Origin of the sequence: Bradyrhizobium hereditatis (genome assembly GCF_020329435.1) — a bacterium.
GTDB lineage: Bacteria > Pseudomonadota > Alphaproteobacteria > Rhizobiales > Xanthobacteraceae > Bradyrhizobium > Bradyrhizobium hereditatis.
The window spans coordinates 361,970-384,879 of the sequence record NZ_JAGKJK010000005.1; the positions used below are offsets into that span (position 1 = coordinate 361,970).

The following is a 22,910-nucleotide window of genomic DNA, read 5'->3' on the forward strand; positions in this document are numbered from 1 at the left end:
ACAGTCTATGGTTTGGTATCGGCCGCCATCGTCGATGCAGCGACCTGTCAGCTGTTTTGGTATTGCGGTAGGATTCAGTTCGACGGAGGAATACGAAGCAAGCCTAGCAGCCGCCATCTCAGTATGGCTGCGGCTTCCTCCATCAGTGTCGTCTGCTTCCAGTAGGGGCATGATGGCCTTCCTATACTGATCAGATCAGCGCAACGACAGGGACAGCTTCGGGTTGCAAGATGTCAAAAACAAGGCTGAGTCCGCGCTAGTACTTTCTTTCGTTCAGCGCCTCCTCGATCGCGCAGCAACAAACGGGAGGTGAGCAGCGGATCGTTTGCATGCCCGGGAGACCGCGACTCGGATGGGCGCGGGAGCGCAACGTGGCGGTTGGCCAACGCGAAACGGCTCGGGCATTTTCCTAGAGGCCAGCTCATCTGCCAGTTAGCTCAACGTATTGGAGTACCGACCGCCCCCGAGCACCGGAACACGCTCTCGCATCGTTTCGGGTGCGGCAAGTTGTGATATGTTGTGCGTTGCAATTGGTCTCGTCTTGTAGCGCGAGCTACTTGAACAGGTAAGGGGCATTTGCCGTGACGAGAGCAACCACAGACGTAGCCGAGTGGTTGGACCAGCACGGCCTGGGTCGGTACGCCCAAACGTTTATCGAAAACAATATTGATTGCGCCGTATTGCCGGATTTGACGGAGAATGACCTCAAGAACCTCGGGGTCTCTTTAGGTCACCGCAAGACGCTGCTCAGGGCCATCGAAACATTGGCGGCAGCGCGCCAGGCGAGCACAACAGCGGCCGCTGCGCAGCCTGTTGCGGAGGCACTCCCTCCGTCGGAGCATCGCGAAGCAGAACGCCGTCAGATTACAGTGTTGTTCTGTGACCTCGTGGGGTCGACGCAGATTTCAGAGAAATTGGACCCCGAGGATCTTCAGGTACTTATTGACTCCTATCGGAGCGCATGCACGGCGGCGATCAGGCGCTACGAAGGTCACGTAGCGAGGTACTTCGGCGATGGTGTGATGGCGTTTTTCGGTTATCCCCGCGCGCATGAGGACGACCCTGTTCGTGCTGTGCACGCTGCGCTGGAGATGCTCTCCGCAGTCGCGAATATCCCGGGACCAGTCACTCTGGCTTCGCGGGTGGGCATCAGCTCGGGCCCAGTCGTCGTTGGCGAAATCGCGGGCAGTGGTACTGCAACGACGATGGATTGGATGGATGCGGTGGGGAAGACGCCGAATATTGCCGCGCGTCTGCAGGCACTTGCCACGCCCAACACTTTAGTCATCTCAGAGTCGACGAAACGTCTCGTGTCGGCAGCGTTCGACCTCCAAGACCTCGGCCCCCAGGAACTCAAAGGCGTAGCCAGACCTGTTCACGTGTACCGCGTGCTGGGTGCGACGCATACCGGAAGCCGCTTCGAGGCGGCGCATGGAGGCTCCCTTACGCCACTCGCCGGGCGTTCAACCGAATTGAACCTATTGGTCGATAAATGGAAGAAAGCGAAAGAGGGTGACGGGCAAGTCGTTTTGGTTTCGGGTATCCCCGGAGTCGGAAAATCACGACTGATCCACGAGCTAAAGTCGAACATCCAGCACGAACCATGCTTTGTGCTGCAGCATCAGTGTTCGCCCTATCATAGTCAGAGCGCGTTTTTTCCGATCATCGAGCGCATTGAACAGTCCGCCAAATTAACGGCTGGCGACTCAGATGCGGAGAAACTTGCCAAACTTAAAGCCTACCTAGCCAATTCCGGCGACGATTCGATTGAGACAACGCTGCTGATCGCCAATCTGTTGTCAATTCCGATTCAAAACCACCACGAACTGTCGGAGCTTACGCCGCAACAGATCAAGAATAGGACGGTCAGCAAGCTTGTCGACATGATCCTGGCTCTCTCCGCCCAGCGCCCGACGCTGTGCATTTTCGAGGATGTGCACTGGATAGATCCCACAAGCCTCGAGTTGCTTGAGCTGATCATAAACCAGATCGACGACGCCCGCGTCCTGCTTGTTGTCTCCCACAGGCCTGAGTTCCGACCCACGTGGTCCACTCATTCGAACGTGGCTATGCACTCCCTCACTCGATTGTCGCGCAGCGAGGTGACGGGGATGATCAGAGATATTCTGGGGGGCCAAAGCATTCCCCAAGAGACTCTCGATCAAGTTATCGAAAAATCCGACGGCGTACCGCTGTTTATTGAAGAACTGACAAGTAGCATCCTGAGCGCGCCAACAGGAAGCCGACCTGGAGAGATGGATATTGACCGAACGGCGGCACCGCCACTGGTGCCAAGTGTTCCGGAGACACTGCATGACGCCCTGATGGAGCGGCTCGATCGTGTCCCGCAGGGACGCAGACTAGCGCAAATCGCCGCGGTGATTGGGCGCGAGTTTTCTTATGATCTCTTATCAGTGGCACTGCGGATTAGCGAAGGCGAGATGCACCAGTCGCTCTTGCGGCTCGAGGAGGCTGGCATCATTTATCGGGTCGGCATTTCGCCTTTCATCCGTTTCGCCTTCAAACATGCCTTATTGCGTGACGCAATCTACAACTCGCTCCTTAGGAGCTCGAGACGACAGATCCACGGGGAGATTGCAGCGATTTTGGCGGATCAATTTGGCGAGTTCGTTGAAAATCGACCCGAGATACTGGCCTACCACTATAGTGAAGGAGGAAACGACGCGTTGGCGGTGCGTTGGTGGTTCAAGTCCGGGCAGCACGCGCTCGCCTATTCCGCCAATGTCGAAGCAATATCTCATTATCGGAAGGCCCTGGAGGCCTTGAGCGCTTTGCCGGACTCGCCCGCGCGCGACAAGCAGGAGAGTGAGATTCAGTTGGCGCTGGGCATCCCACTCATTGCTGTTCGAGGATATCCAGCCGAAGAAACGCGCGAAGCGTTCGCGCGGGCTCGTACCCTGTGCCTCAAGCTGGACAGCCGTCCTGAGTATTTCCAAGCGCTATTCGGTGAGTGGGGAAATCGGTGGATGGGCGGCAAGAACGATGAAGCGCTGAGTATGGCCAATGAGTTTCTGTCGAGATCACGGGCATCCACCGATTCGGTTCCGTTGATGATGGCTCATCGGGTCATGGGAAGCACACTATTAACGATCGGTGAGTTTCAGTCATCGAAGCAGCACTTCGAGGAGTCCATTGCACTTTCGAAGCGAAAAGGCCAACGGCTAGACAGCCTCTACATGGTGGAACCCCAAGCGGCCTCGCTGCTCCTTCTATCTTGGGATTTGTGGTTTCTGGGCTATCCCGATCAAGCGCTATCTCGCGTTTCGGAAGCTCTTGCCTTGGCCCGAGAGCTCGCGCAGCCGTACGCCATAGCCTTCGCCCATTACATGACCTCCGTCGTGCATCTCCTCCGCGGCGAGCCTGATCGCGCTCTTGCCAGCGCTGAACAAAGTCTCGAAATGTCATGGGAGCAACGGTTCTCGCTATACATCCTTCTCTCTCAGATTTCTCGTGGCCGTGCACTTGCCGGCCTCGGTCAAATCGCGGAGGCTCAGGCCCAAATCAAGCTGGGACTCGAGGAAGCGCGCAGGAAAGGCGTCGGCTACATGCTTCCCATGATGAATAGCTGGTTGGCTGACGCGCATGCTCAGTCCGGCGATCATGAAACCGCGTTGTCGATTGTCGAGCAAATAATAGCCAATACGAATGATCAGACGGGCCGGTCATGGGAAGCTGAATTGCATCACCAAAGAGCAAGCATTCTTCTGGCACTCGACCCAGCAAGAGTGGGCGAAGCTGAAGCAGATTTGAGGCAAGCGATTGAGGTGGCACGTCGTCAAAGCGCCAAGTCATTGGAATTGCGAGCAGCTAGCACCTTGGCCGAGATTTGGCGAACGCAAGAGAGATTTGATGAGGCACGAGATCTGATTGGACCGGTCTATCGCTGGTTTCATGAAGGCGCTGATACTAAGGACCTGATGCGTGCGCGCGAGATTCAGCTGGGCCTTACTGATTCCGGCAGGTTGGGCTAAGTCCACTGAAGTGATGTGCGAATGGTTCGGCGTGGCTCGCACATCCAGGACTGCAGCGACCCTGTGACGGCATAGCCGCGTTCACCGATGATGTCTTCGACCTGACGCCGTGCAGCGGCTGGATGCCGGATGGCCGGAGCATGTAGGCAGCCTTGAACGGCAGCTTGAACAGATCATCGGGCTGCGCCCGACCGCCAGCACCTCTGCAACGCCGGCATCGATCAGGCATTCGCGCAGAAACGCCCTGCCCGACCATGCCGGCGGCGCCGAATAAAATTGCTTTCATGACCTTATGAACGCGAGCAGGTCGGCGTTGATGGTGGCCGCTTCCGTCGTCGGCATGCCGTGCGGAAAGCCCTTGTAGGTTTTCAGCGTGCCGTTCTTGAGAAGCTTTGCCGACAATGGCGCGGAGTCCTCGTAAGGCACGATCTGGTCGTCATCGCCATGCATCACCAGAACCGGCACGTTGATCTTCTTGAGGTCCTCGGTGAAGTCGGTCTGCGAGAAGGCGACGATGCCATCGTAATGCGCTTTCGCGCCGCCCATCATGCCCTGCCGCCACCAGTTCTGGATGACGGCCTCCGACGGCTTGGCGCCCGGCCGGTTGTAGCCGTAGAACGGGCCGGCCGCGATGTCGCGGTAGAATTGCGAGCGGTTGGCCGCGACCTGCGCCTGGAAATCGTCAAACACCTGCTTGGGCAGGCCGCCGGGATTGGCTGGCGTCTGCACCATCAGCGGCGGCACCGCGGCGATGATCACCGCCTTCGCCACCCGGCTCTCACCGTGGCGGGCGATGTAGTGGACGACCTCGCCGCCCCCGGTGGAATGGCCGACATGAACGGCGTTGTTCAGATCGAGATGCGCGGTCAGGGCGGCGAGGTCGTCGGCGTAGTGGTCCATGTCGTGGCCATCGGCCACCTGGCTGGACCGTCCATGGCCGCGGCGGTCATGGGCGATGACCCGAAAGCCGTTGTTCAGGAAGAACAGCATCTGCGCGTCCCAGTCGTCTGACGACAGCGGCCAGCCGTGGCTGAACACGATGGGCTGTCCCTTGCCCCAATCCTTGTAGAAGATCTCGACGCCGTCTTTGGTCGTGATCGTGGGCATTAGAATTCTCCTCTTGCTTGGTTGCTGATAACGACCCGCACAGCGGCGAACCGACGTTCGCCGTGCGACAGGCCGGTCGATAGAGTTCGGTTAGGCCGGACGGAAGCGCCGCCACACGCCAATGATCATGATGACGAAGAATACCAGCACGACGCCCTGCGCAACGGCGAACGGCGGCTCGGCCGGCGGGACGCTCGGCGCCAACGCATGCAGGAACGGCACTTTCAGGAAGCTCTGGATCACCAGCACAAAGACGTTGAGGTAAAGCGAGACCAGCGCGGTCAGCACGTAGATCCAGCGCCACGGCCCCGCCAGCTTCATGACATAGAGCGCGATGCAGGCAATCGCGAGCAGGATCAGCGAGAGAATGCCGATCATGTGCGAAGGCAACAGCTTTTCGGACAGGAAAGGCGGAATCACAAAGCCGGTGGCGCTGGTCAGGATGGTGAACACGAGGAAGATCGTGGTGAGGCCGTCTTGACGCTTCGATCCGAGCATTCCGAACATCACGACAATACCCGCGACGATCGCAATCAGGCTGATGATCGTATGAATCAATATCACCGTCGCCACACTCATGATGCGCCCCCTCGTTGGAAACTTGGAAAGACGTTACGATGCGTGATGGAAAATTTCCACACGCTTTGCGTGAGGCGTTGGCAATGCAGGCATGTGCGCGCAGAAATGACGCATCAACCAAAGTAGTATGATGCACGAAATTTGCACGTTTGTCACAAATGCCGACAAAGCCGCCGCTGCCGCCGCTACATCAAAGCGACGGCTTCATTGCATCGGCGAGATAGAAGTGCAGCGCGGCGACGACCTGCGCTCCCTCGCCGATCGCGCCACCGACGCGCTTGACCGAGCCGGAGCGCACGTCACCCACCGCGAACACGCCAGGCACCGACGTCTCGAGCGCTGACACCTGTTGCCCATCCTTCTTTTGGCACTGCGCGCCCGTCACCACGAAGCCGCCGCGATCGACCATGACGCCGCAGCCCTCGAGCCAGCCGGTGGCGGGATCGGCGCCGACGAACAGAAAGAGATTGCGGATATCAAGCGAATGCTCCTCGGGCGCAAGGCGGCTGCGCCAGCGCACGCGCGCCAGCGAAGCGTCGTCATCGCCTTCGAGGCCGACCACTTCGGTATTGAACATCAGCTCGATATTGTCAGTCGCCTCGATGCGCTCGATCAGGTAGCGCGACATGCTGGCCCCGAGGCCGCCGCCACGAATGATCATGTAGACCTTGCGCGCGTGGCTGGAGAGAAACACCGCGGCTTGCCCTGCAGAATTGCCGCCGCCGACCAGCACGACATCCTGGCCGAGGCACAGTTTTGCTTCGATCGGAGAGGCCCAGTACCAGACCCCGCGTCCCTCGAATTTCTCGAGATTGGCGATCTCGGGCCGGCGATAGCGCGCCCCGCTCGCAACCACGACGGATTTGGCCCGCATCGACTTTCCGCAGTCAGTCGCCAGGTGGAAGACGCCATCGCTGCGGCTGCAATCGAGCGACCTGATGGAGACAGGGATCAGCATCTCGGCACCGAACTTTTGCGCCTGGTTGAAGGCGCGCCCGGCCAGCGCCTGCCCCGAAATGCCGGTCGGAAAGCCCAGATAGTTTTCGATCCTGGCGCTGGCGCCGGCCTGGCCGCCGAACGCGCGTGCGTCGAACACGGCAACCGACAATCCCTCTGATGCCGCATAGACTGCGGTCGCCAGCCCCGCCGGTCCGCTGCCGACCACGGCGACATCGTAGAGCTTTTCATGGTTGTGCTCGCCGATCATGCCGATCGCGTAGGCAATCGCCGGCTCGGACGGATTGCGCAGCACCCGGCCGTCCGGGCAGACGACCAGCGGCAGGTCGGCGCGCGAGGTGGCATAACGCGCGACGAGGTCGGCGGCGTCCTTGTCGGCGGCGGGATCGAGCACGTGATGCGGCTGGCCGTTGCGTGCCAGAAAATTCTGCAGCCGCGCCGTGTCGCCGAGCGAGGCCGGGCCGATCAGCACCGGGCCGCCGGCGCCGCCCTGAATCAGGCTGACCCGGCGCAGGATCAGCGCGCGCATGATGCGCTCGCCGAGCTCGGCCTCGGCAACCAGAAGCGCACGCAATTGATCCGGCGGAATCAGAAGCGTCTCGACATCGCCATCGGCATGGCCGTCGACCAGCGCGATGCGGCCGGAAAGCTGACCGATCTCGGCCAGGAATTGTCCGGGCCCCTGATCGATGATGGGCGTGATATGGCCGAGGCCGTCGCGCTGGGTGATCGTAACCGTGCCTGACAGCACCACGAACATACCGGGACCGACCTTGCCGGTCTCGAACAAGGCTTCGCCGTCCCTATAGCTGCGCAGATCGCCGAACCGGCGCATTCGCTCGATTTCCTGCTGGGTCAGCGTCGGAAAAGTCTGTTCGTGACGTGGAAACGCGTAAGCATTAACGCCAGCCGCCGGAGCGGTCGTGATATCTGCACTCATTATCGTCGCCCAAAAAAGAAACAGTGATGATGCAGAGAGCGTGCCAGAACGACGTGAGCGAATTTTGTCTTGATGTTACGAGGTTGGCTTTTCTCCGCTGGCGTCATCTAGGGACGCATCGGCGTTTTCGGTAGATCCGGCATCACTACGCCCGCGCGCCTGCGCCTTCCGCCGCTTGAGGTTTTCGCGGAGCGCCTGCTTCAGCCTGTCGCGTCGCGAACCCTTCACATCCGCGCCGGTCTTTTCTGTGCCTTTGCCTTGATCGCCCTTCGTCATCACTCCGCCGATCTGCCTTGGTCGAGGCGGCGCAACACGCCGTTGGCCTCGCGGCCGAACATAACGGGTTTTGCCGTCCCTCTCCCGCCATGACCCGTGCTGCCGCCGCAAGTCAATACGAGGTCACGATTCGGCGCCGCGGATGCCGGCGAAGATGACCGGGAACCCGGTCAGCAGCGGGGTAGACCGCTCTGGCGGCGTCCACCGAAGGCAGCCGCCGACTTTTTGATGATTTTAGGCCCTTTCCGGCCCGCCCACGCGCTTGCGCCAGAGGGGCCCTTGTGGCAAGAACCGGCCGCCTAGTGGGCGGCCATTTAGGCCGATTCCCCGTCAATACCGACCGTGCTGCCGTAGCTCAGTGGTAGAGCACTCCATTGGTAATGGAGAGGTCGACAGTTCAATCCTGTCCGGCAGCACCAGCTTTCCCCCGAAACATCAGCCACAAGGCCCCGGCGCGTCGGGCTGCGGTGGTCATTCGCTTCCTCAAAGCATTGCGATTTCTTAAGCTCGTCGCGCCTTCTGCAGAACGATCATGCACTGTGGAGTTTGTCGGCCGACGCAAAATGCGGGTGCGACCCCACGGCTTCATGCGGGACGATCCGATCGGTTGCACTGCGTATGATGTCGTAGCACTCACAACTTGCTTCCTCGAGCCGCGCCCTGTCGATTTCGACCAAGCCCCGCCGAGCGGACCTGATGGCACCTAAGGCGCGGAGTTTGGCTATCACCTGCGTCGCGGTCGTTCGTCGCACCCCGAGCACCTGCGAAAGCGTCTCCTGAGTTAATGATAGGACGTTGTTGTTCTCGGTTCGATCGTGCAGGTGAAGCAGCCACCGGGCCATGCGGGCCTCGACTGAGTGCAGTCCGTTGCAGGCTGAAACGTGCTGAAACTGCATGAGTATCGACCTCGTGTGCGCCTCGACCACCTGTCTGATGGCGCCGCTCTGCATGTAGGCTGCATGAAACCGCGACACGGAGATTTGCGATGCGGCGCCGCCTACCCGCACGACCGCGGTCACGGACGACAAGAAGGAGGGTCCCAGCACCGATAATGCGCCGATCGCTCCCTCGCGCCCGATTACCGCAGTTGCGATCGTTTCCCCGTTCGGAAGGCCGACCATGAAGGAGATGGCACCGCTATGGGGAAAGTAAACATAGCCGCGTCGATCTCCCGCTCGTATCAACGTGGCGTCGTGTTCAAGCGACACCTTCTGAAGATGAGGGGCGAGCAATGCGAGGTCTGCCGAGGGCAACGCGGCGAGAAGACGATTGCCGACGCTCGCCGGACGTTCCATCACGAGAGACTTCCTCCCTCAGAAGAACACGCAGCTCTCCTGGAATGCTTTTGGCAGGAATGTCTTCTGCGCTGCGCCGACACTAACTCCACTTTCATCGTGTATCGTGCCGGCTTTGAGCAGCTTTCTTGGATACGATAATTGTTGAGTACCCCACCGCGCCGCGCCGGTAAAGCTAAGGCGAACCCTTGATAGGATGTTCGCAGGTGATCGAGATCGGGCAACGGCTTCACACCAGCACTCAAGACCGCTGGTCGAGTTCCGTCAAGCGGCAGCCGCGCCTCTTCTTTCCCGGCGAGCGGTTCGTCAGCACACGGGAACCAGATGAGCTAGAGCGGCGTGTCCTTAAGCCAAAGCTCGACTTCAAACGCAGCCTGCGCTGGTCCGATGATACCAACCAACTAATGAACGATGAGGATACGTTGGAGGCCACGACGCACCAATTACTTCACCGCGGGTTCACCCCAGCGCGACCTTGCGGAACGCCCTGACCAGCGCCCCCTCCAGCTTGCCCTCCATGCCGCAGAGAATCTCGTAGGCGGCGGAGCGCGGCATCGGCGTCTTGTAGGCTCGGGATTCCACGAGCGCGGCGAAGATGTCCGATATCGTCAGCAAGCGGACCAGATCGGAAATCTGCGAGCCCTTCAACCCATCCGGATAGCCGGATCCGTCCAGGTACTCGTGATGATGCCTCACGCCATCGAGGATCTCCGGACTGACGTCGGACACGCCCTTCAACAACTCGTAGCCGATCACGGGATGGCGCCGGATGATCTCGTCCTCATCGGGATCGAGGCGGCCGGGCTTATCCAGGATCGAGAGGGGGATGCGCGCCTTGCCGATGTCGTGAAGGGTCGCCGCCATGCCGAGCCGCGATACGTCCGCGCTGGAGAATCCAACATCCAGCCCAAAGGCGACCGCAACGCCTGTTACCAGCAGGCAGTGTTGAAACGTGCCCTCGTGATAGCGCCGCACCTCGTCGAGCCATGTCGAAAGTCCGTCCTGCCCGACCCGCTTGACGATCTGTGATGTAGCGCGTCGCGCATCGGCAATCTTCAGCGGCCTGCCGTGGCGCACGTTCGAAAACATCGACGCAAAGGCCGCCACGCCCGCATCCATCTCCATTGCCGGATCTGTGGCGTTCTTTTCCTTGGCCGCTTCGGCATATTCGATCTGCGCGATCTTGAGGGCCGCTTCCTTGGCGCGTGAAATAACCGCTGTGGCGCCAAGCGCATAGGCCTGCGCCACCATCGAACGGGCGTGGTTGGGAACTACGAACAGCCGCTCCGAAATGGCGGCAAGCTCCTGCAAGATGAGCTTGAGCTGATCGGCGCGCGGCATCTGGCGCAGGTCAACATCGACCATCAGCACGCCATGCGCCCTTACCCCGGTGCCGTCGCTATCGAGCACCCAGGGCACCACTGCGTGCTGCGGCTCGAGCATCGCACGTATCGCCGGCAATTTCGCCGGTTCGTCGGTCACAAAGTAGACGAGCATCCCAGGATTCCGAATGCGACACTACCGAACTATTGTTCTTCAACATTTGAAGAACTGAAAGAATTTGAACAATCTGCCGATGGTCCGGAATCCAAACCACGCTCCGCGCCATCGGCATCTCACAGTCTGGCGCACCTCAGTCTTGGACATCGAGGCTACCTTGCCGTTAAGCGTCGACCCCGTATAACTACGTACCCCGAACGAGGTACGCGCGCCGCTTGTCATCAGAACGCCATAAGATCGAATTCAGAACACCATCAGATCGAGGCCATCGTCAGTGAATGATCTCCCCTCCCATCGAGGCGAATTGGAGACCGTGAGATTGACGCTATGCGCTGTGGCGGCGATCGGCAGCCTGTTCACCGCCCCGGCGTTTGCGCAGGCCGATCTCGCCGGGGCGACGACCAAACTGACGCTGCAGGTCGCGACCGCGATCCTCGGTGAAAAATGCCGCCGCGTCGAGGCGCCGAACCCAGCATCCTTCGCATCGGTGTCCTTGCATCGGACCTTCCACGATGATTTCGACACCCATCCGCTTTTGGACGGCAGGTGGGTACCGCATTACGCCGGCGGGGCCGCCTGGCCGGAGGCGCGTTATTGGGGCGGCGCCGGCTCCGATTTCAAGCGCAAGACCAGTTGGAATGGCGAGCAGCAGATCTATGTCGATCCGCGTTACGGCGGGCGGGAAACAACGCCGCTCGGCCTCGATCCGTTCAAGGTCAAAGACGGCATTCTCTCGATCGTCGCCAGCCGCACCCCGCCGGCGCTGAAGGCCGTGCTGTTCGACAATGAGTATATTTCCGGCATCCTGACGACGCAGAGCCGGTTTGCCCAGAAGTACGGCTACTTCGAGATCCGCGCCAAGGTGCCGGTCGGCATCGGTGTCTGGCCGGCGTTCTGGATGCTTGCCGATGACGGCGGCTGGCCGCCAGAAGTCGACGTCCTGGAAGGCCGCGGCCAGCGACCGGGCGACATCGTGATGACGACGCATTGGCGGATTCCGACGACGCAGCGCGTGGAACGCTGCGGCTTCGACTTCCGCGTCGAAGACGCCCCGACCGTCTTCCACGACTATGGCGTGCTGTGGCAGCCGGATCGCATCACCTACTTCATCGATCGCCAGCCGGTCTCCGAGATCAAGGTCCCGGTCGGCTTCCACGAACCCATGTACATGATCGTCAATCTTGCCATGGGCTCAAAGAATTTCGAGGGCGTCGGCTTCGTCGACGGACAATCTCCTGAAACGGTCGCCTTCGAGATCGACAGGATATCGGCCTACCAGATTGACGAACGCTGACCGGAGATGACGATGTTCGGAAAATTCTCGCGCCGGCATTTTGCAAAGCTTGCCGGCCTGTCCGCCCTCGGCATTGCCGCGGCCTCACCCGACGCCGCCGCGCAAGCAGCATCGGAGCGGCCTGCGCCGGATAGTTTTCCGAAAGACTTCGTATGGGGCACCGCCACCTCGGCCTATCAGATCGAGGGCGCCGTGAACGAGGACGGCCGCGGCCGCTCGATCTGGGATACGTTCTCGCATACGCCCGGCAAGATCGAGGACGGCACCACGGGCGATTTCGCGAACGATCACTACCACCGCTACAAGGAAGACATTGGCCTGATCAGGGAGGTGGGCGCCAAGGCCTACCGGTTTTCGATCGCCTGGCCGCGCGTGTTTCCCGAAGGAACGGGCACGCCCAATGCCAAAGGTCTCGACTTCTACGATCGCCTGATCGACGAACTCCTCAAGAACGGCATCGAGCCATACGCGACGCTCTATCACTGGGATCTGCCGCAGGCGCTCGAGGACCGTGTCGGCGGCTGGCGATCCAGCGAAACTTCAAAAGCGTTCGGCGATTATGCCGCCTGCGTGGCGGCGCGGATCACCGATCGCGTCAGGTCGATCTTCACAATCAACGAAGCCGGACGCTTCGTGAATTTCGGCTATGGCTGGGGCATCGACGCGCCTGGCCTGAAACTACCGGATGCGGGAGTCAATCAGGTTCGTCACCATGTCGCGCTGGCGCACGGGCTCGCCGTGCAGGCGATCCGCGCGCATGGACGCGCGGGCACAAGGGTGGGGCCAGCCGAAAACATCGCGGCCTGCGTGCCGGCGTTCGACACGCCGGAAAATGTTCGCGCCGCCGAAATCGCGACGCGCGAATTGAACTCAGGCTTCCTCGGCGTCATCCTGGAAGGCAAATACACCGACGGCTTCCTGCAGTTCGCCGGAAAGGACGCGCCGAAATTCACCGCTGAGGAATTGAAGATCATTTCACAGCCAAACGATTTCGTCGGCCTCAACATCTACGCGCCGCAATTCTATATCGCTGCTTCCGACAAGCCGCCGGGCTGGAGCGTGCTGCCCTTTCCCGCCTCGTTCCCGCACATGAATTCGGAATGGCTGCGCGTCGGGCCCGAGACGATCTACTGGGCGCCGCGGCTGGCGGCCAAAGTCTGGAACGTAAAGACCATCTACATCAGCGAGAACGGCACCTCGTCGGAGGACAAGCTGCACGCCGACGGCAAGGTCTACGACCTCGATCGCATCATGTATCTGCGCAACTACCTCAGGCAATTGCAGCGCGCGACGTCGGAGGGCGTGCCTATCGGCGGCTACTTCCTCTGGAGCCTGATGGACAATTTCGAATGGATCTTCGGCTATAACAAGCGCTTCGGGCTCTATCACGTCGACTTCGAAACGCAGCGCCGGACCCCGAAGCTCAGCGTCGCCTTCTATCGCGACGTGGTGGCGCGGAATGCAATCGGGGTCTAGTACCGCGCGGCCTGCCGCAGCGGAGCCGAGGCTTCGGGGACAGAATCCTGCTTGCCGTCGATTGCCACAGTCGTGGCCGGTTCGTGCGCCAGCTTGCGCGGTGATTCGTGACCAACGAATACGCCTGCCGCGGTGAGCAGCAACACGACATAAAGTGCGAACATGCCGCCGACCCATTTCCAATAAATCGGGCGGGCGTCGGGGACGAGGCTTTCGAGTAATCGACGCATGGTTGCCTCCTCATCAGGAAACCTTATGCGCTGCGTATACGCCCCAAGTTACGCCCGATGTGTGATTTACTTCACAGATGTTGATTCGAATGGAGAACTTGTGACCGGAGCCGAACTGAAGAAACTTCGACAGCATCTCGGCGAGGCCATCGGCCAGCCGCTCTCGGTGGCCGACATGGCCAAGCTGTGCGGGCTGCCGCCTGCCGATGGCGCCGACACCATCCGCATGTGGGAGGTCACCGGGCCGACCGGATCCGTGGCGGAGCTCCTGCGCATCCTCGCCATGGCCAGCGACCACTACCCGATCCTCGAAATGTTCAATGTGTTCGACCGCCACGACGTGCCGGTGAAAGAGCGCCCCGCCCGCCGGCAGGCCTTCCGCGAACAGATGCGCAGCGACGTGCGCCGCCGCATTGCTTAATCAAGGCTTGCCAAAAGCGCCGGAGGGCGGGCGAAATTAAGCCGTTCATAACCTTTGATTAGGTCTTCATTAAGTACAAGAAATGTTTGTCTGCCAATAGGTTGGGTTACGGGCCGCTGTCATCTCGGAGTGACAGCATTTTAGATAAAAGCTGTCTATCTGCGTGGCCATGGATGACGCCGGCACGCGGTGTCGCCGAACGGTTTTCGGAGACAGCAAATGAAGAAGATCCTCGCCGCCCTCGTGGCCTTCGCAGCCCTCACCGCCGCCGCGCCTGCCCTCGGCGCCGACCTCGGCGCACGCTATTACAAGCAGCCCGCTTATACGCCGGCGATGGTCGCCGCCCAATGGACCGGCTTCTATATCGGCGGTCATCTCGGCGGCGCCTTCACCGGCAGCAACGACTTCAACGGCGCGGTGCTCAGCGATTCCAGCGCCCGCCTGCTCGGCGGCATTCAGGCCGGCCTCGACTGGCAGTTCGCACCAAATTGGGTGCTCGGCACCGAAGGCCAGTATTCCTGGCTCGGCAAGAACAACCTCACCGCCACTTTCCCGGGCGGCTATGTCTACACCAATGATCAGCGCGGCCTCGGCTCGATCACTGCTCGCATCGGCTACACCTGGGGTCCGGGCCTCGTCTACGTCAAAGGCGGTTGGGCCTATTCCGACAACAATGAGAGGGTGACGCTCGCCGGCGCGCCGATTCCCTTCCTGCTCGATGGCAGCCACAGCAGCGGCTGGACCGTCGGCGGCGGCGTCGAATACATGTTCGCCACGAACTGGTCGGTCAAAGGCGAGTACATGTATTACGACTTTGGCAGCACCCGCTTCGTCAGCCCCGCGGCGCTGGCGCCGTTCGGCAGCTTCCACAATGACGACCACACGCTGAAGGCCGGCATCAACTATCGCTTCAACTTCGCCAGCCCCTACTGAGGCTGAATGCTCTCAATTGAGAATTGCGGAAGGCCGGCTTTCACGCCGGCCTTTTTATCTTGCTCATTTGCCCGCGTTTTCCGGCACGTGGAAAAATCCAGTGAATCAAAAGCCTCCAGCCAAAATTATGGCGAAAAAAGCTGCGTTTTTCCAAAAGTGTTAACCGGGTATCGCGATACTGCCGCGCCAGGAAACATCCAGAGGTAGCGTACGGGGCAGTGGGCAAATGGCGTTACAATCCAAATCGCGAGTCAAAGGCTTCCGCTTCGGCGTCAGGGGCAGTCTGTTTGCCGCCTTCGCCGTCATCGCCGGCATGGCGATCGTCATCTCGGCCGGCGCAGGGCTGATGCTCGGGCGGCTCGGCGGGACCATGATTGATCTGAGCGGACGGGACATTCCGCGTCTGGCCGCCAGTCTGCAACTGTCGGCGCAGAGCGCGAGCCTTGCCAGCCAGGGGCCAGCGCTCTTGGCTGCGCGCAGCGAGGAAGCGCTGAACGATCGCACCAAGAAGATGAAGGAAACCCAGGCGGTCGCGCTGCAGAAGCTCGGCGAGATCGCCGAACTCGGAGCCGACAAAGCGGTGGTTGCCGCGCTCACCGAGAACATGAAGAACATCGACGAGGTGATCAAGAGTCTCGGCTCGGCCGCGCGCGAACGCATCGAACTCGCCGCCCAGCACGAAAAGCTCTACGAGGCCGTGCGCAAGGCCCAGCGGCGTTTCATATCTGCCGCCGGTCCCGCGGCGATCGATGCCCAGACCGAACTCTACAGCATCTACGCCGCGCCCAACTTCTCCCAGGCCGACGCGATCAAGGCCCACAAGACGGCCGACCAGCTCGCCGACATCGCCGCCAGCGGCAACATGATGGCGTTCGACATGATTGCCGCGCTGTCGGCAACCAGCGGCGATACGCTCGAGGCCATCGGCAAGGACTTCCGCACCGCGCAGGCGCGCGTGAAGGCAAATGCCGAAGCGCTGCCCAAGACGACCGCGATGAATGTCGTGCGCAAAGCAACCCTGGATTTGCTGGCGCTTGCCGATGGCAAGACCGGCATCTTCAAGGTGCGTCAGCAGGAACTGGATGCGGACGATTTCGGCCAGACCATTCTGGAGGAAACCCGCAAGCTCAATGTCGGCCTCGGCATCAGCGTGCAGCAGCTGGTCGACGGCGTAAGGAAGGAAACCGACGCGGCGGCCTGGCAGGCGCGTCAGGAGATCTCGTTCGGGACCATGATCATGCTCGCCCTTGGCGTCGGCACCCTGATCGGTTCGATCCTGTTCGTCTGGCTCTATGTCGGCCGCAACATCCTGCGTCGCATCAGCAATCTGCAGCGCTCGATGCAGCTGCTGTCGAGCGGCGACCTCGAAACCGAGATCTATCAGACCCACCACCAGGACGAGATCGGCGTCATGGCGGATTCGCTGCAGGTGTTCCGCGAAAGCATGATCCAGAGCCGCGCGTTGTCCGCCGAGCAGGACAAGGACCGCATCGCCAAGACCGAGCGCGCCTCCCGCATGGAAGCCCGCATCGTCGAGTTCGAAAGCACCGTCCGCACCGCGCTCGACAGCCTGCAGAACGCGGCAAGCTCGATGCAATCGACCGCGGAAAGCATGTCAGCGACCGCCGACCAGTCCAGCGCGCTGGTCACCGCGGTGGCGACGGCCGCCGAGCAGACTTCGGCCAATGTGCAGACCGTGTCGTCGGGCACCGAGGAATTGTCCTCCTCGATCGAGGAAATCGGCCGTCAGGTCGTCACCTCGGCGGAGATCGCCCGCAAGGCGGTCGATGACGCCGGCGCAACCGACGCCACCATGCAGGGGCTTGCGGACAATGCGGCGCGCATCAGCGTCGTGGTCGATCTGATCCAGACCATCGCTTCGCAGACCAACCTGCTCGCGCTGAACGCCACTATCGAAGCGGCACGCGCCGGCGACGCCGGACGCGGGTTTGCCGTGGTCGCCTCCGAGGTGAAGAGCCTCGCCAACCAGACCGCGAAGGCTACTGACGAGATCCGCCAGCAGATCGTCAGCATGCAGACGGTGACGGAGACCGCGGTCTCCGCGATCCGCAACATCAGCAGGACGATTGCCGAGATCAACGAGGTGACGACGGCGATCGCGGCCGCGGTCGAGGAGCAGGGTGCGGCGACGCGGGAGATCGCGCGCAACATCCAGCACGCCGCCGGCGGCACCAGCGAGGTCTCCACCAACATCGTCGGCGTCTCCAGCGCCTCGGCGCAGGCCGGAACCACGGCCAGCGAGGTGCTGGCAGCCTCCGGCGCGCTGCGCCGCGAAGCCGACGTGCTGCGGGAAGAGATCGACGCGTTCCTGTCGAACATCCGGGCGGCGTAGCCAAGTGTGCCGGGCGGCGGCCCCGCGGCCGCGAGCCCGGCCGACAAAAAATGCGAAAACAACCCCATGCAAAGTAGCCGGGCGCACTGCGCAGCATCGGGGCATGCGCCACCATCGACCATGCGCGGCGGCACGGATTGCGCCGTAAACTCATGGATTTGAGCCCGGCGCCTTGCGTTCCGCGGGGCGCGCGGACACCGCCATCGCTCTTTTCGGCTGGCGCTGCGCCGCGCGTCCCGCTAAGCCGGTAGCATGCATTCGAAAACCGACAGCATCCAGTCCGTCGCGGAGACCCTGAGATACCCCTGGGAAAGCCACCCCGGCCATGATCAGGTCGTGGAGGTCATGCCCGGCGTGCTCTGGGCGCGCCTCAAACTGCCGTTCCGCCTCAATCATGTGAACATCTATTTGCTCGCCGACGGCGACGGCTGGACCATGGTCGATTCCGGTTTCGGCAACGAGGAATCGATTGCGGCTTGGACCACGCTGTTCGAGGGGCCGCTCGCCCATGTGAGGGTCAAGCGCCTGATCGTGACCCATTCGCACCCCGACCATGTCGGCCTGGCGGGCTGGATCACGGAGCGCTTCAATTGCCCGCTCTACATGTCACAGGTGGAGTACCTCCAGTCGGTCTATCACCAGAACCGTGGCACCGAGGAACGTCGCAATGCGCAGCGCCTGTTCTTCCGACGCCATGGCATGGACGAGGATCTGACCGACAGGCTGCTAGGCCGCGGCCAGGACTATCTGAAGCGGGTTTCGGTGCTGCCGCCGTCCTACCGCCGCATCTCGCATGGCGACGAGGTCGTGATCGGCACGCGGCGCTTCAAGGTGATCACCGGCGGCGGCCATGCGCTCGACCAGGTGATGCTGTACTGCGCCGCCGACAAGCTGTTCCTCTCCGCCGACCAGGTGCTGAGCAAGATCTCGCCCAATGTCAGCGTCTGGGCGGTCGAGCCCGACCAGAACTCGCTCGGCGAATACCTGGCCTCGCTCGCCAGCCTGACCACCACCCTGCCCTATGATGTGATGGTGCTGCCCGGCCACGGCGTGCCGTTCCACGGGCTGAAGACCCGGATCAAGCAGCTCGCCGACCATCACGAGGATCGCTGCCGCCTGATCGCCGAAGCCTGCCGCGAGGAGCCGAAGACCTCCAAGGAGCTGGTGCCGGTGGTGTTCCACAAACACGTGCTGGACGAGCACCAGATGGGCTTTGCCGCCGGCGAACTGGTTGCTCACGTCAACTACATGCTGGTCGAGGGACGCCTGACCTGCGAGGTCACCGACGGCATTTTGCGGTTCCGCACCACCTGAGCGGCTGGCCTGCGCTGCCGCCTTGCACACGCAGGCTCCCGCAAACGTACCGTCCCTCACCGAGCCGCTAGGTGAAAGCGGACGATTCGCGGCGTTGCCGGGCCATGATCAACGCGTCCACGTCGGGCGACCGCACCACCGTGCCGTCATGGGCGAAGATCTCGTGGTTGGCCTCGATCGTCCCGGGATCGTAGAGGTAATTGACCATGATGCCGAAGGATTCCTCGATGCCGCGTGGCGCGGCATTGCCGAGCCAGTTGATGCGCTCCAGCCGCGCGCCATTGCCGAGATGAAAGCGCGCCACCGGATCGATCGGCGGCTTCGATGAGACCTGGCGCGTTAGATAGGTCGCACAATGGTGCATCAGCCAGGGGCGCAGCGCCTCGCTTCGCGATGCGTGGCGCCACCACCCGTCGGTCTTCAGTTCAGCCAATCGAGCAGCGTCGGTCTCACTCGCATCTGCAAGCGTGGCTGTCAGCCAGCGGCGAAAACCCGGCACCGGCGACAGCGTGGAAAAACGAGTCAAATGCGGCAACTCGGCCTTCAACTCCTCCACCACCTGCTTGATCAGGAAATTGCCGAACGAAACGCCGCGCAGGCCGTCCTGGCAGTTTGAGATCGAGTAGAAGATCGCGGTGTCCGCGCGCTGCGCCCGTTGCCGCGCGGCATCGTCGTCGCCGTCCTGGACCAGCAGCGGCTGCACCGCTCCGGCGAGCCCCTGCACCAGCGCGACTTCAACAAAGATCAAGGGTTCGCCCGGAAGCGCCGGGTGAAAGAAAGCAAAGCAGCGGCGATCGGGCGCCAGGCGGCGGCGCAGATCATCCCAGCCCTGAATCTCGTGCACTGCCTCATAGGCGATCAGCTTGTCGAGCAGCGCCGCCGGCGACTGCCAGTCGATCCGCCGCAGTTCGAGAAAGCCGCGGTTGAACCAGGACGCAAACAGATGCTTGAGATCGCCATCCAGCGACTTCAGAGCCGGCTCGTCGCGGAGATGCGCCGTCAGCTCCTTGCGCATGGCGACGAGCGCGCTGGTGCCGCCGGTCGCCATGTTCATTCGCCGCAAAAGCTCCTGACGCGGCGGATCGGCGGCTTGCGCCAGCCGCGCCGCGCTCTCGGCCGTGGCGCCGGCAAGATAGGCTTGCGCGGCGGCTTGCAACGCGGCGGCGTCAGGAAGGAAATTGCTGGCGAGATGGCGGTGGAAGCGGTGGCGATCCTCGGCATCGAGGCCCTGCAGGACGTCGTGCAGCTCGCGGGCGACCACTGCGCCAGAGGCTTCGCCGCGTTCGGACAGCAAGGCTGCCGCGAGCCGCTTCGCCTGATCGAGCGGCGAGATGACATCGGCCGCGGATCCCTCGTCGGCGCTGCTGCGCAGGCCGAGCGAAATCCGAAGCCGCTCCAGCCAGGACGGCCCAGGCTGCGCGTCGCGAAAGCTGCTTGTTCGGGCGATCTTCATGACGTTATCCTTCTGCGGAATGGATGGCCGGCTTCGCCTGGACGTCGGCCCTCGCGACTGACGGCCGAAGGAATTTCGCCGGCGGCGCATAAAGTCCGCCGGAGCAGGCGACGAGATCGCCGAGGGTGCGCGCCGCAAGCAGATCGCGCGTGGCTGTCGTGGCGTCGATGCCGAGATCGGACGGCCGCATCACGATGCCGCGCCTGCGCAAGTCCTCGGTCACGCGGACCGACCGCGCGCGCCCGAATTCGGTATCTCCGGCAATAGCGCGCAGCGCTGCCGCGCGCTCTTCCGCTGAGCGGCAAAGCAGAAGATTTGCGACGCCTTCCTCGGTGATCACATGCGTGACGTCATCGCCGTAGATCATCACTGGCGGCAATGCGAAGCCCGCAGCCGCCAGGTCGAACGCATCCAACCGTTCGACAAAGCTCGGCGCGCCATTGGGCTGCCGGGTCTGGACCATCTGCACGACAAGCTTGCGCCCGCGGATGGTTTCGCCGACCTCCCTGCCCGCACGCAGCCAGGCCGGACTGCCATGCCGCCGGCCGCGCGCATCGGCGCCCATATTCGGCGCACCGCCGAAACCGGTGATCCGGTCCTTCGTTGCCGTGGAGCTGTTACCCTCAGCGTCGATCTGCAACGTGCCGCCGATGAAGAGATCGCAGGCATATTGCCCGGCGACCTGGGCCAACGCGCGGTTCGAGCGCAAATTCCCGTCGCTGCCCACCGGAAACACGTCGGCACGCGCCGACATGTATCGCTCCATGCCGAGCTCGGAGCCGAAGCAATAGACGTTGTCGACGAAGCCGGCCTCGATCGCGGGGATCAGCGTCGGGTGCGGATTGAGCACGAAGTGTCTTGCGATCTTGCCCTTTAGTCCGCGCGTTGCGGCGAAAGTCGGAAGGATCAATTCGATCGCCGCCGTGGCGTAACCGATGCCGTGATTGAGTCGCTGTACTTCGTAGGGCTCATAGACGGCGGCAATCGCCATCATCGCCATCAGGATGTTCTGGTCGCGGACCTTTGCGGGATCCCGCGTGAACAGCGGCTCGATGAAGTATGGCTTTGGGCCTGGGACGACGAAGTCGACCCAATCGCCGGGAATGTCGACCCGCGGCAAGCGATCGACGATCTCATTGACCTGAGCCACCACGATGCCGCCACGGAAGGCGGTCGCCTCGGTGATGACAGGCGTGTCCTCGGTGTTCGGACCCGTATAGAGGTTGCCGTCGCGATCGGCCTTGTCGGCTACGATTAACGCAACACGCGGCGTCAGGTCGACCAGCATCCGCCCGTAAAGTTCGAGATAAGTGTGGATCGCGCCGATCTTCAACGAACCCGTTGCGACCAGTTCGGCGAGCTTGCGGCTTTGCGGGCCGGCAAAGGCAAAGTCGAGCCGGTTGGCGATACCGCGCTCAAACACGGCAAGGTGATCGGGCAAGGCCAGCACCGACTGCACCATGTGAAGATCATGCAGTCGCGCAGGAGCGGCCTTGGCGAGTGCCGCAGAGAGAAAATCGGCCTGCTTCTGGTTATCACCTTCGACCGCGACACGGTCGAAGGGCTCGATGACGGCCTCAAGCAGCGCCGTGGCGCGATCGGGCGGACACACTTTTCCGCTGCCACAGACCGATTGAGCCCTGCGCAAGCGATCGCCGCGGTTTGTCGATCTCGGGGTTGGTTGTTGTGACATCGTGAGCCCTTTCCGTGGTCTGGGATAGCGATGACCAAAATGTACGGACGGGTCATTGATTATAAAAACAGTATTTTATAATATCATTGATCGTCAAACATGATCAGTTGTTATGCTCGAATTCGACCTCCTCCGCACCTTCGTCGCCGTGGCCGATTGCGGCGGCTTCCACCGTGCGGCCGAACAGCTCCACCTCACGCAGTCGACGGTAAGCCAGCAGATCAAGCGCCTCGAACTCGAAACCAGGCGGCCGCTGTTCCGCCGCACCACGCGGACGGTCGCGTTGACCGACGACGGCGAGATGCTGCTGGATGACGCGCGTCGGCTCCTGCAGCTCGAAGAAGCGGCGCGCCGCCGCCTCAACGCCCCGCAACTGTCCGGTATCGTGCGCTTGGGCGCGGTGGAGGAAGTAGCCAGCGGTTCGCTGCCGCCCGCTCTCGGCCGCTTCGCCAAATTGCATCCGAACGTGAAGCTCGAGGTTCAGATCGGCGTCAGTTCCGAACTGATCGGACAGCTCGACGCCGGACGACTTGACGTGGTGCTGGCCAAACGTCCGCTCGGCACATCACGCGGGCGTCTTGCGTGGCGCGAGCCGCTATTGTGGACCGCCGCAGAAACCTTCGAACTCTCTCCCGGGGCCCCGTTGCCGCTGGCGCTGTACCGCGAGCATTCGGTGTCGCGCGAGGCCGCACTTCAAGCACTGCGCACCAGCGATCTTTCCTGGGAGATCGTCTACACCAGCCCCAGCCTGACCGGTGTCCGCGCCGCAGGCTTGGCCGGCCTTGCCGTTACACCCTTGCCGGTGAGCGCCATCGTCGGCGGCTTACGCGTTCTCGGCGCCAAGGAGGGGCTGCCGCGCCTTCCCGATCTCGAATTCGCGATCTTTGAGCGGGATCGGCCGGCGGCCGCAGCGGCGGCACTGGCTGCAACACTGGCATCTTTGGCGCCGGCTGCAGAACGTGCCGTTCACAGGACCAAGAGGCGCAACTAGCGCCTTGATCCGCATCAACATTTGAGCCGGCTAAGTAGCATTCCGGAGCTGCGCTGAAATGTGGGAATTCGCATAGACACCAAAGCTGGAAACGCTCTAAAAAGAC

Annotated in this window: 17 protein-coding genes and 1 tRNA gene; 9 read left to right on the top strand and 9 right to left on the bottom strand. The window is 61.9% G+C overall.

Annotated features, from left to right (window positions below; genetic code table 11):
• Positions 1 to 581 precede the first annotated feature (581 nt).
• A complete protein-coding gene (locus J6524_RS14475) occupies positions 582 to 3,992 on the top strand; it encodes an AAA family ATPase (RefSeq protein WP_225671520.1) in 3,411 nt (1,136 codons plus the stop codon).
• Positions 3,993 to 4,274: 282 nt separating this feature from the next.
• Here J6524_RS14475 and J6524_RS14485 read toward each other — a convergent pair whose 3' ends face one another.
• The 4 genes from J6524_RS14485 to J6524_RS37950 form a co-directional block, all read right to left on the bottom strand.
• Positions 4,275 to 5,099: an alpha/beta fold hydrolase gene (locus J6524_RS14485; RefSeq protein ID WP_225671522.1), complete on the bottom strand. Its 825-nt coding sequence runs from the start codon at positions 5,097 to 5,099 to the stop codon at positions 4,275 to 4,277.
• Between the two features lie 90 nt (positions 5,100 to 5,189).
• Entirely contained in the window at positions 5,190 to 5,678 is a 489-nt protein-coding gene (locus tag J6524_RS14490; RefSeq protein ID WP_225671524.1) for a hypothetical protein, read from the bottom strand.
• A gap of 190 nt (positions 5,679 to 5,868) precedes the next feature.
• Positions 5,869 to 7,575 (bottom strand): FAD-dependent oxidoreductase, encoded by a 1,707-nt coding sequence (locus tag J6524_RS14495; RefSeq protein WP_225671526.1) that lies wholly within the window; start codon positions 7,573 to 7,575, stop codon positions 5,869 to 5,871.
• A 75-nt stretch (positions 7,576 to 7,650) separates the two neighbouring features.
• Positions 7,651 to 7,851, bottom strand: a complete 201-nt coding sequence (locus J6524_RS37950) for a hypothetical protein (RefSeq protein ID WP_225671528.1) — start codon at positions 7,849 to 7,851, stop codon at positions 7,651 to 7,653.
• Positions 7,852 to 8,195: 344 nt separating this feature from the next.
• Here J6524_RS37950 and J6524_RS14505 point away from each other — a divergent pair.
• Positions 8,196 to 8,270: transfer RNA gene (locus tag J6524_RS14505), tRNA-Thr, on the top strand.
• A 111-nt stretch (positions 8,271 to 8,381) separates the two neighbouring features.
• Here the strand turns inward: J6524_RS14505 and J6524_RS14510 are convergent.
• Positions 8,382 to 9,146 (bottom strand): Crp/Fnr family transcriptional regulator, encoded by a 765-nt coding sequence (locus tag J6524_RS14510; protein WP_225671827.1) that lies wholly within the window; start codon positions 9,144 to 9,146, stop codon positions 8,382 to 8,384.
• A gap of 459 nt (positions 9,147 to 9,605) precedes the next feature.
• The gene (locus tag J6524_RS14515) at positions 9,606 to 10,643 is read right to left on the bottom strand and encodes an HD-GYP domain-containing protein (protein ID WP_225671530.1); all 1,038 of its coding nucleotides are present in this window, start codon (positions 10,641 to 10,643) and stop codon (positions 9,606 to 9,608) included.
• 316 nt (positions 10,644 to 10,959) lie between these two features.
• Between J6524_RS14515 and J6524_RS14520 the strand changes: the two genes are divergently transcribed.
• Together J6524_RS14520 and J6524_RS14525 are read left to right on the top strand one after the other, a co-directional pair.
• Entirely contained in the window at positions 10,960 to 11,940 is a 981-nt protein-coding gene (locus tag J6524_RS14520) for a glycoside hydrolase family 16 protein (RefSeq protein ID WP_376712021.1), read from the top strand.
• 12 nt (positions 11,941 to 11,952) lie between these two features.
• Positions 11,953 to 13,416 carry a GH1 family beta-glucosidase gene (locus tag J6524_RS14525; protein ID WP_225671533.1) on the top strand — a complete coding sequence of 488 codons (1,464 nt, stop codon included), beginning with the start codon at positions 11,953 to 11,955 and terminating at the stop codon, positions 13,414 to 13,416.
• On the opposite strand, the gene J6524_RS14530 is transcribed toward J6524_RS14525, so the two are convergent.
• Complete coding sequence (locus J6524_RS14530; protein WP_225671535.1) at positions 13,413 to 13,646, bottom strand: hypothetical protein; 234 nt, start codon at positions 13,644 to 13,646, stop codon at positions 13,413 to 13,415. The genes J6524_RS14525 and J6524_RS14530 overlap by 4 nt on opposite strands.
• 100 nt (positions 13,647 to 13,746) lie before the next feature.
• Here J6524_RS14530 and J6524_RS14535 point away from each other — a divergent pair, with 100 nt between their 5' ends.
• The 4 genes from J6524_RS14535 (at position 13,747) to J6524_RS14550 (ending at position 18,667) form a co-directional block, all read left to right on the top strand.
• The gene (locus J6524_RS14535) at positions 13,747 to 14,067 is read left to right on the top strand and encodes a helix-turn-helix domain-containing protein (RefSeq protein WP_225671537.1); all 321 of its coding nucleotides are present in this window, start codon (positions 13,747 to 13,749) and stop codon (positions 14,065 to 14,067) included.
• Positions 14,068 to 14,286: 219 nt separating this feature from the next.
• Positions 14,287 to 15,000, top strand: coding sequence for an outer membrane protein (locus tag J6524_RS14540; protein ID WP_225671539.1), 714 nt, complete (start codon positions 14,287 to 14,289; stop codon positions 14,998 to 15,000).
• A 226-nt stretch (positions 15,001 to 15,226) separates the two neighbouring features.
• Positions 15,227 to 17,353, top strand: coding sequence for a methyl-accepting chemotaxis protein (locus J6524_RS14545; protein ID WP_225671541.1), 2,127 nt, complete (start codon positions 15,227 to 15,229; stop codon positions 17,351 to 17,353).
• Between the two features lie 252 nt (positions 17,354 to 17,605).
• On the top strand, positions 17,606 to 18,667 hold the full coding sequence (locus J6524_RS14550) for an MBL fold metallo-hydrolase (RefSeq protein WP_225671543.1): 1,062 nt from the start codon (positions 17,606 to 17,608) through the stop codon (positions 18,665 to 18,667).
• Positions 18,668 to 18,734: 67 nt separating this feature from the next.
• On the opposite strand, the gene J6524_RS14555 is transcribed toward J6524_RS14550, so the two are convergent.
• Positions 18,735 to 20,120: a malonyl-CoA decarboxylase gene (locus J6524_RS14555; RefSeq protein ID WP_225671545.1), complete on the bottom strand. Its 1,386-nt coding sequence runs from the start codon at positions 20,118 to 20,120 to the stop codon at positions 18,735 to 18,737.
• A gap of 4 nt (positions 20,121 to 20,124) precedes the next feature.
• Entirely contained in the window at positions 20,125 to 21,813 is a 1,689-nt protein-coding gene (gene mdcA, locus J6524_RS14560) for a malonate decarboxylase subunit alpha (RefSeq protein ID WP_225671547.1), read from the bottom strand.
• Positions 21,814 to 21,925: 112 nt separating this feature from the next.
• On the opposite strand from mdcA, the gene J6524_RS14565 reads away from it, so the two are divergent.
• Entirely contained in the window at positions 21,926 to 22,804 is an 879-nt protein-coding gene (locus J6524_RS14565; protein ID WP_225671549.1) for a LysR substrate-binding domain-containing protein, read from the top strand.
• Positions 22,805 to 22,910: the final 106 nt, after the last annotated feature.

Excerpts from the sequence above, each read along its gene's own strand:
- J6524_RS14510 (WP_225671827.1), bottom strand. The coding sequence starts at position 9,146 with ATGGAACGTCCGGCGAGCGTCGGCAATCGTCTTCTCGCCGCGTTGCCC.
- J6524_RS14525 (WP_225671533.1), top strand. The coding sequence starts at position 11,953 with ATGTTCGGAAAATTCTCGCGCCGGCATTTTGCAAAGCTTGCCGGCCTG.
- mdcA (WP_225671547.1), bottom strand. The coding sequence starts at position 21,813 with ATGTCACAACAACCAACCCCGAGATCGACAAACCGCGGCGATCGCTTG.
- J6524_RS14495 (WP_225671526.1), bottom strand. The coding sequence starts at position 7,575 with ATGAGTGCAGATATCACGACCGCTCCGGCGGCTGGCGTTAATGCTTAC.
- J6524_RS14530 (WP_225671535.1), bottom strand. The coding sequence starts at position 13,646 with ATGCGTCGATTACTCGAAAGCCTCGTCCCCGACGCCCGCCCGATTTAT.
- J6524_RS37950 (WP_225671528.1), bottom strand. The coding sequence starts at position 7,851 with ATGACGAAGGGCGATCAAGGCAAAGGCACAGAAAAGACCGGCGCGGAT.
- J6524_RS14555 (WP_225671545.1), bottom strand. The coding sequence starts at position 20,120 with ATGAAGATCGCCCGAACAAGCAGCTTTCGCGACGCGCAGCCTGGGCCG.
- J6524_RS14550 (WP_225671543.1), top strand. The coding sequence starts at position 17,606 with ATGCATTCGAAAACCGACAGCATCCAGTCCGTCGCGGAGACCCTGAGA.
- J6524_RS14545 (WP_225671541.1), top strand. The coding sequence starts at position 15,227 with ATGGCGTTACAATCCAAATCGCGAGTCAAAGGCTTCCGCTTCGGCGTC.
- J6524_RS14485 (WP_225671522.1), bottom strand. The coding sequence starts at position 5,099 with ATGCCCACGATCACGACCAAAGACGGCGTCGAGATCTTCTACAAGGAT.
- J6524_RS14565 (WP_225671549.1), top strand. The coding sequence starts at position 21,926 with ATGCTCGAATTCGACCTCCTCCGCACCTTCGTCGCCGTGGCCGATTGC.
- J6524_RS14540 (WP_225671539.1), top strand. The coding sequence starts at position 14,287 with ATGAAGAAGATCCTCGCCGCCCTCGTGGCCTTCGCAGCCCTCACCGCC.
- J6524_RS14490 (WP_225671524.1), bottom strand. The coding sequence starts at position 5,678 with ATGAGTGTGGCGACGGTGATATTGATTCATACGATCATCAGCCTGATT.
- J6524_RS14515 (WP_225671530.1), bottom strand. The coding sequence starts at position 10,643 with ATGCTCGTCTACTTTGTGACCGACGAACCGGCGAAATTGCCGGCGATA.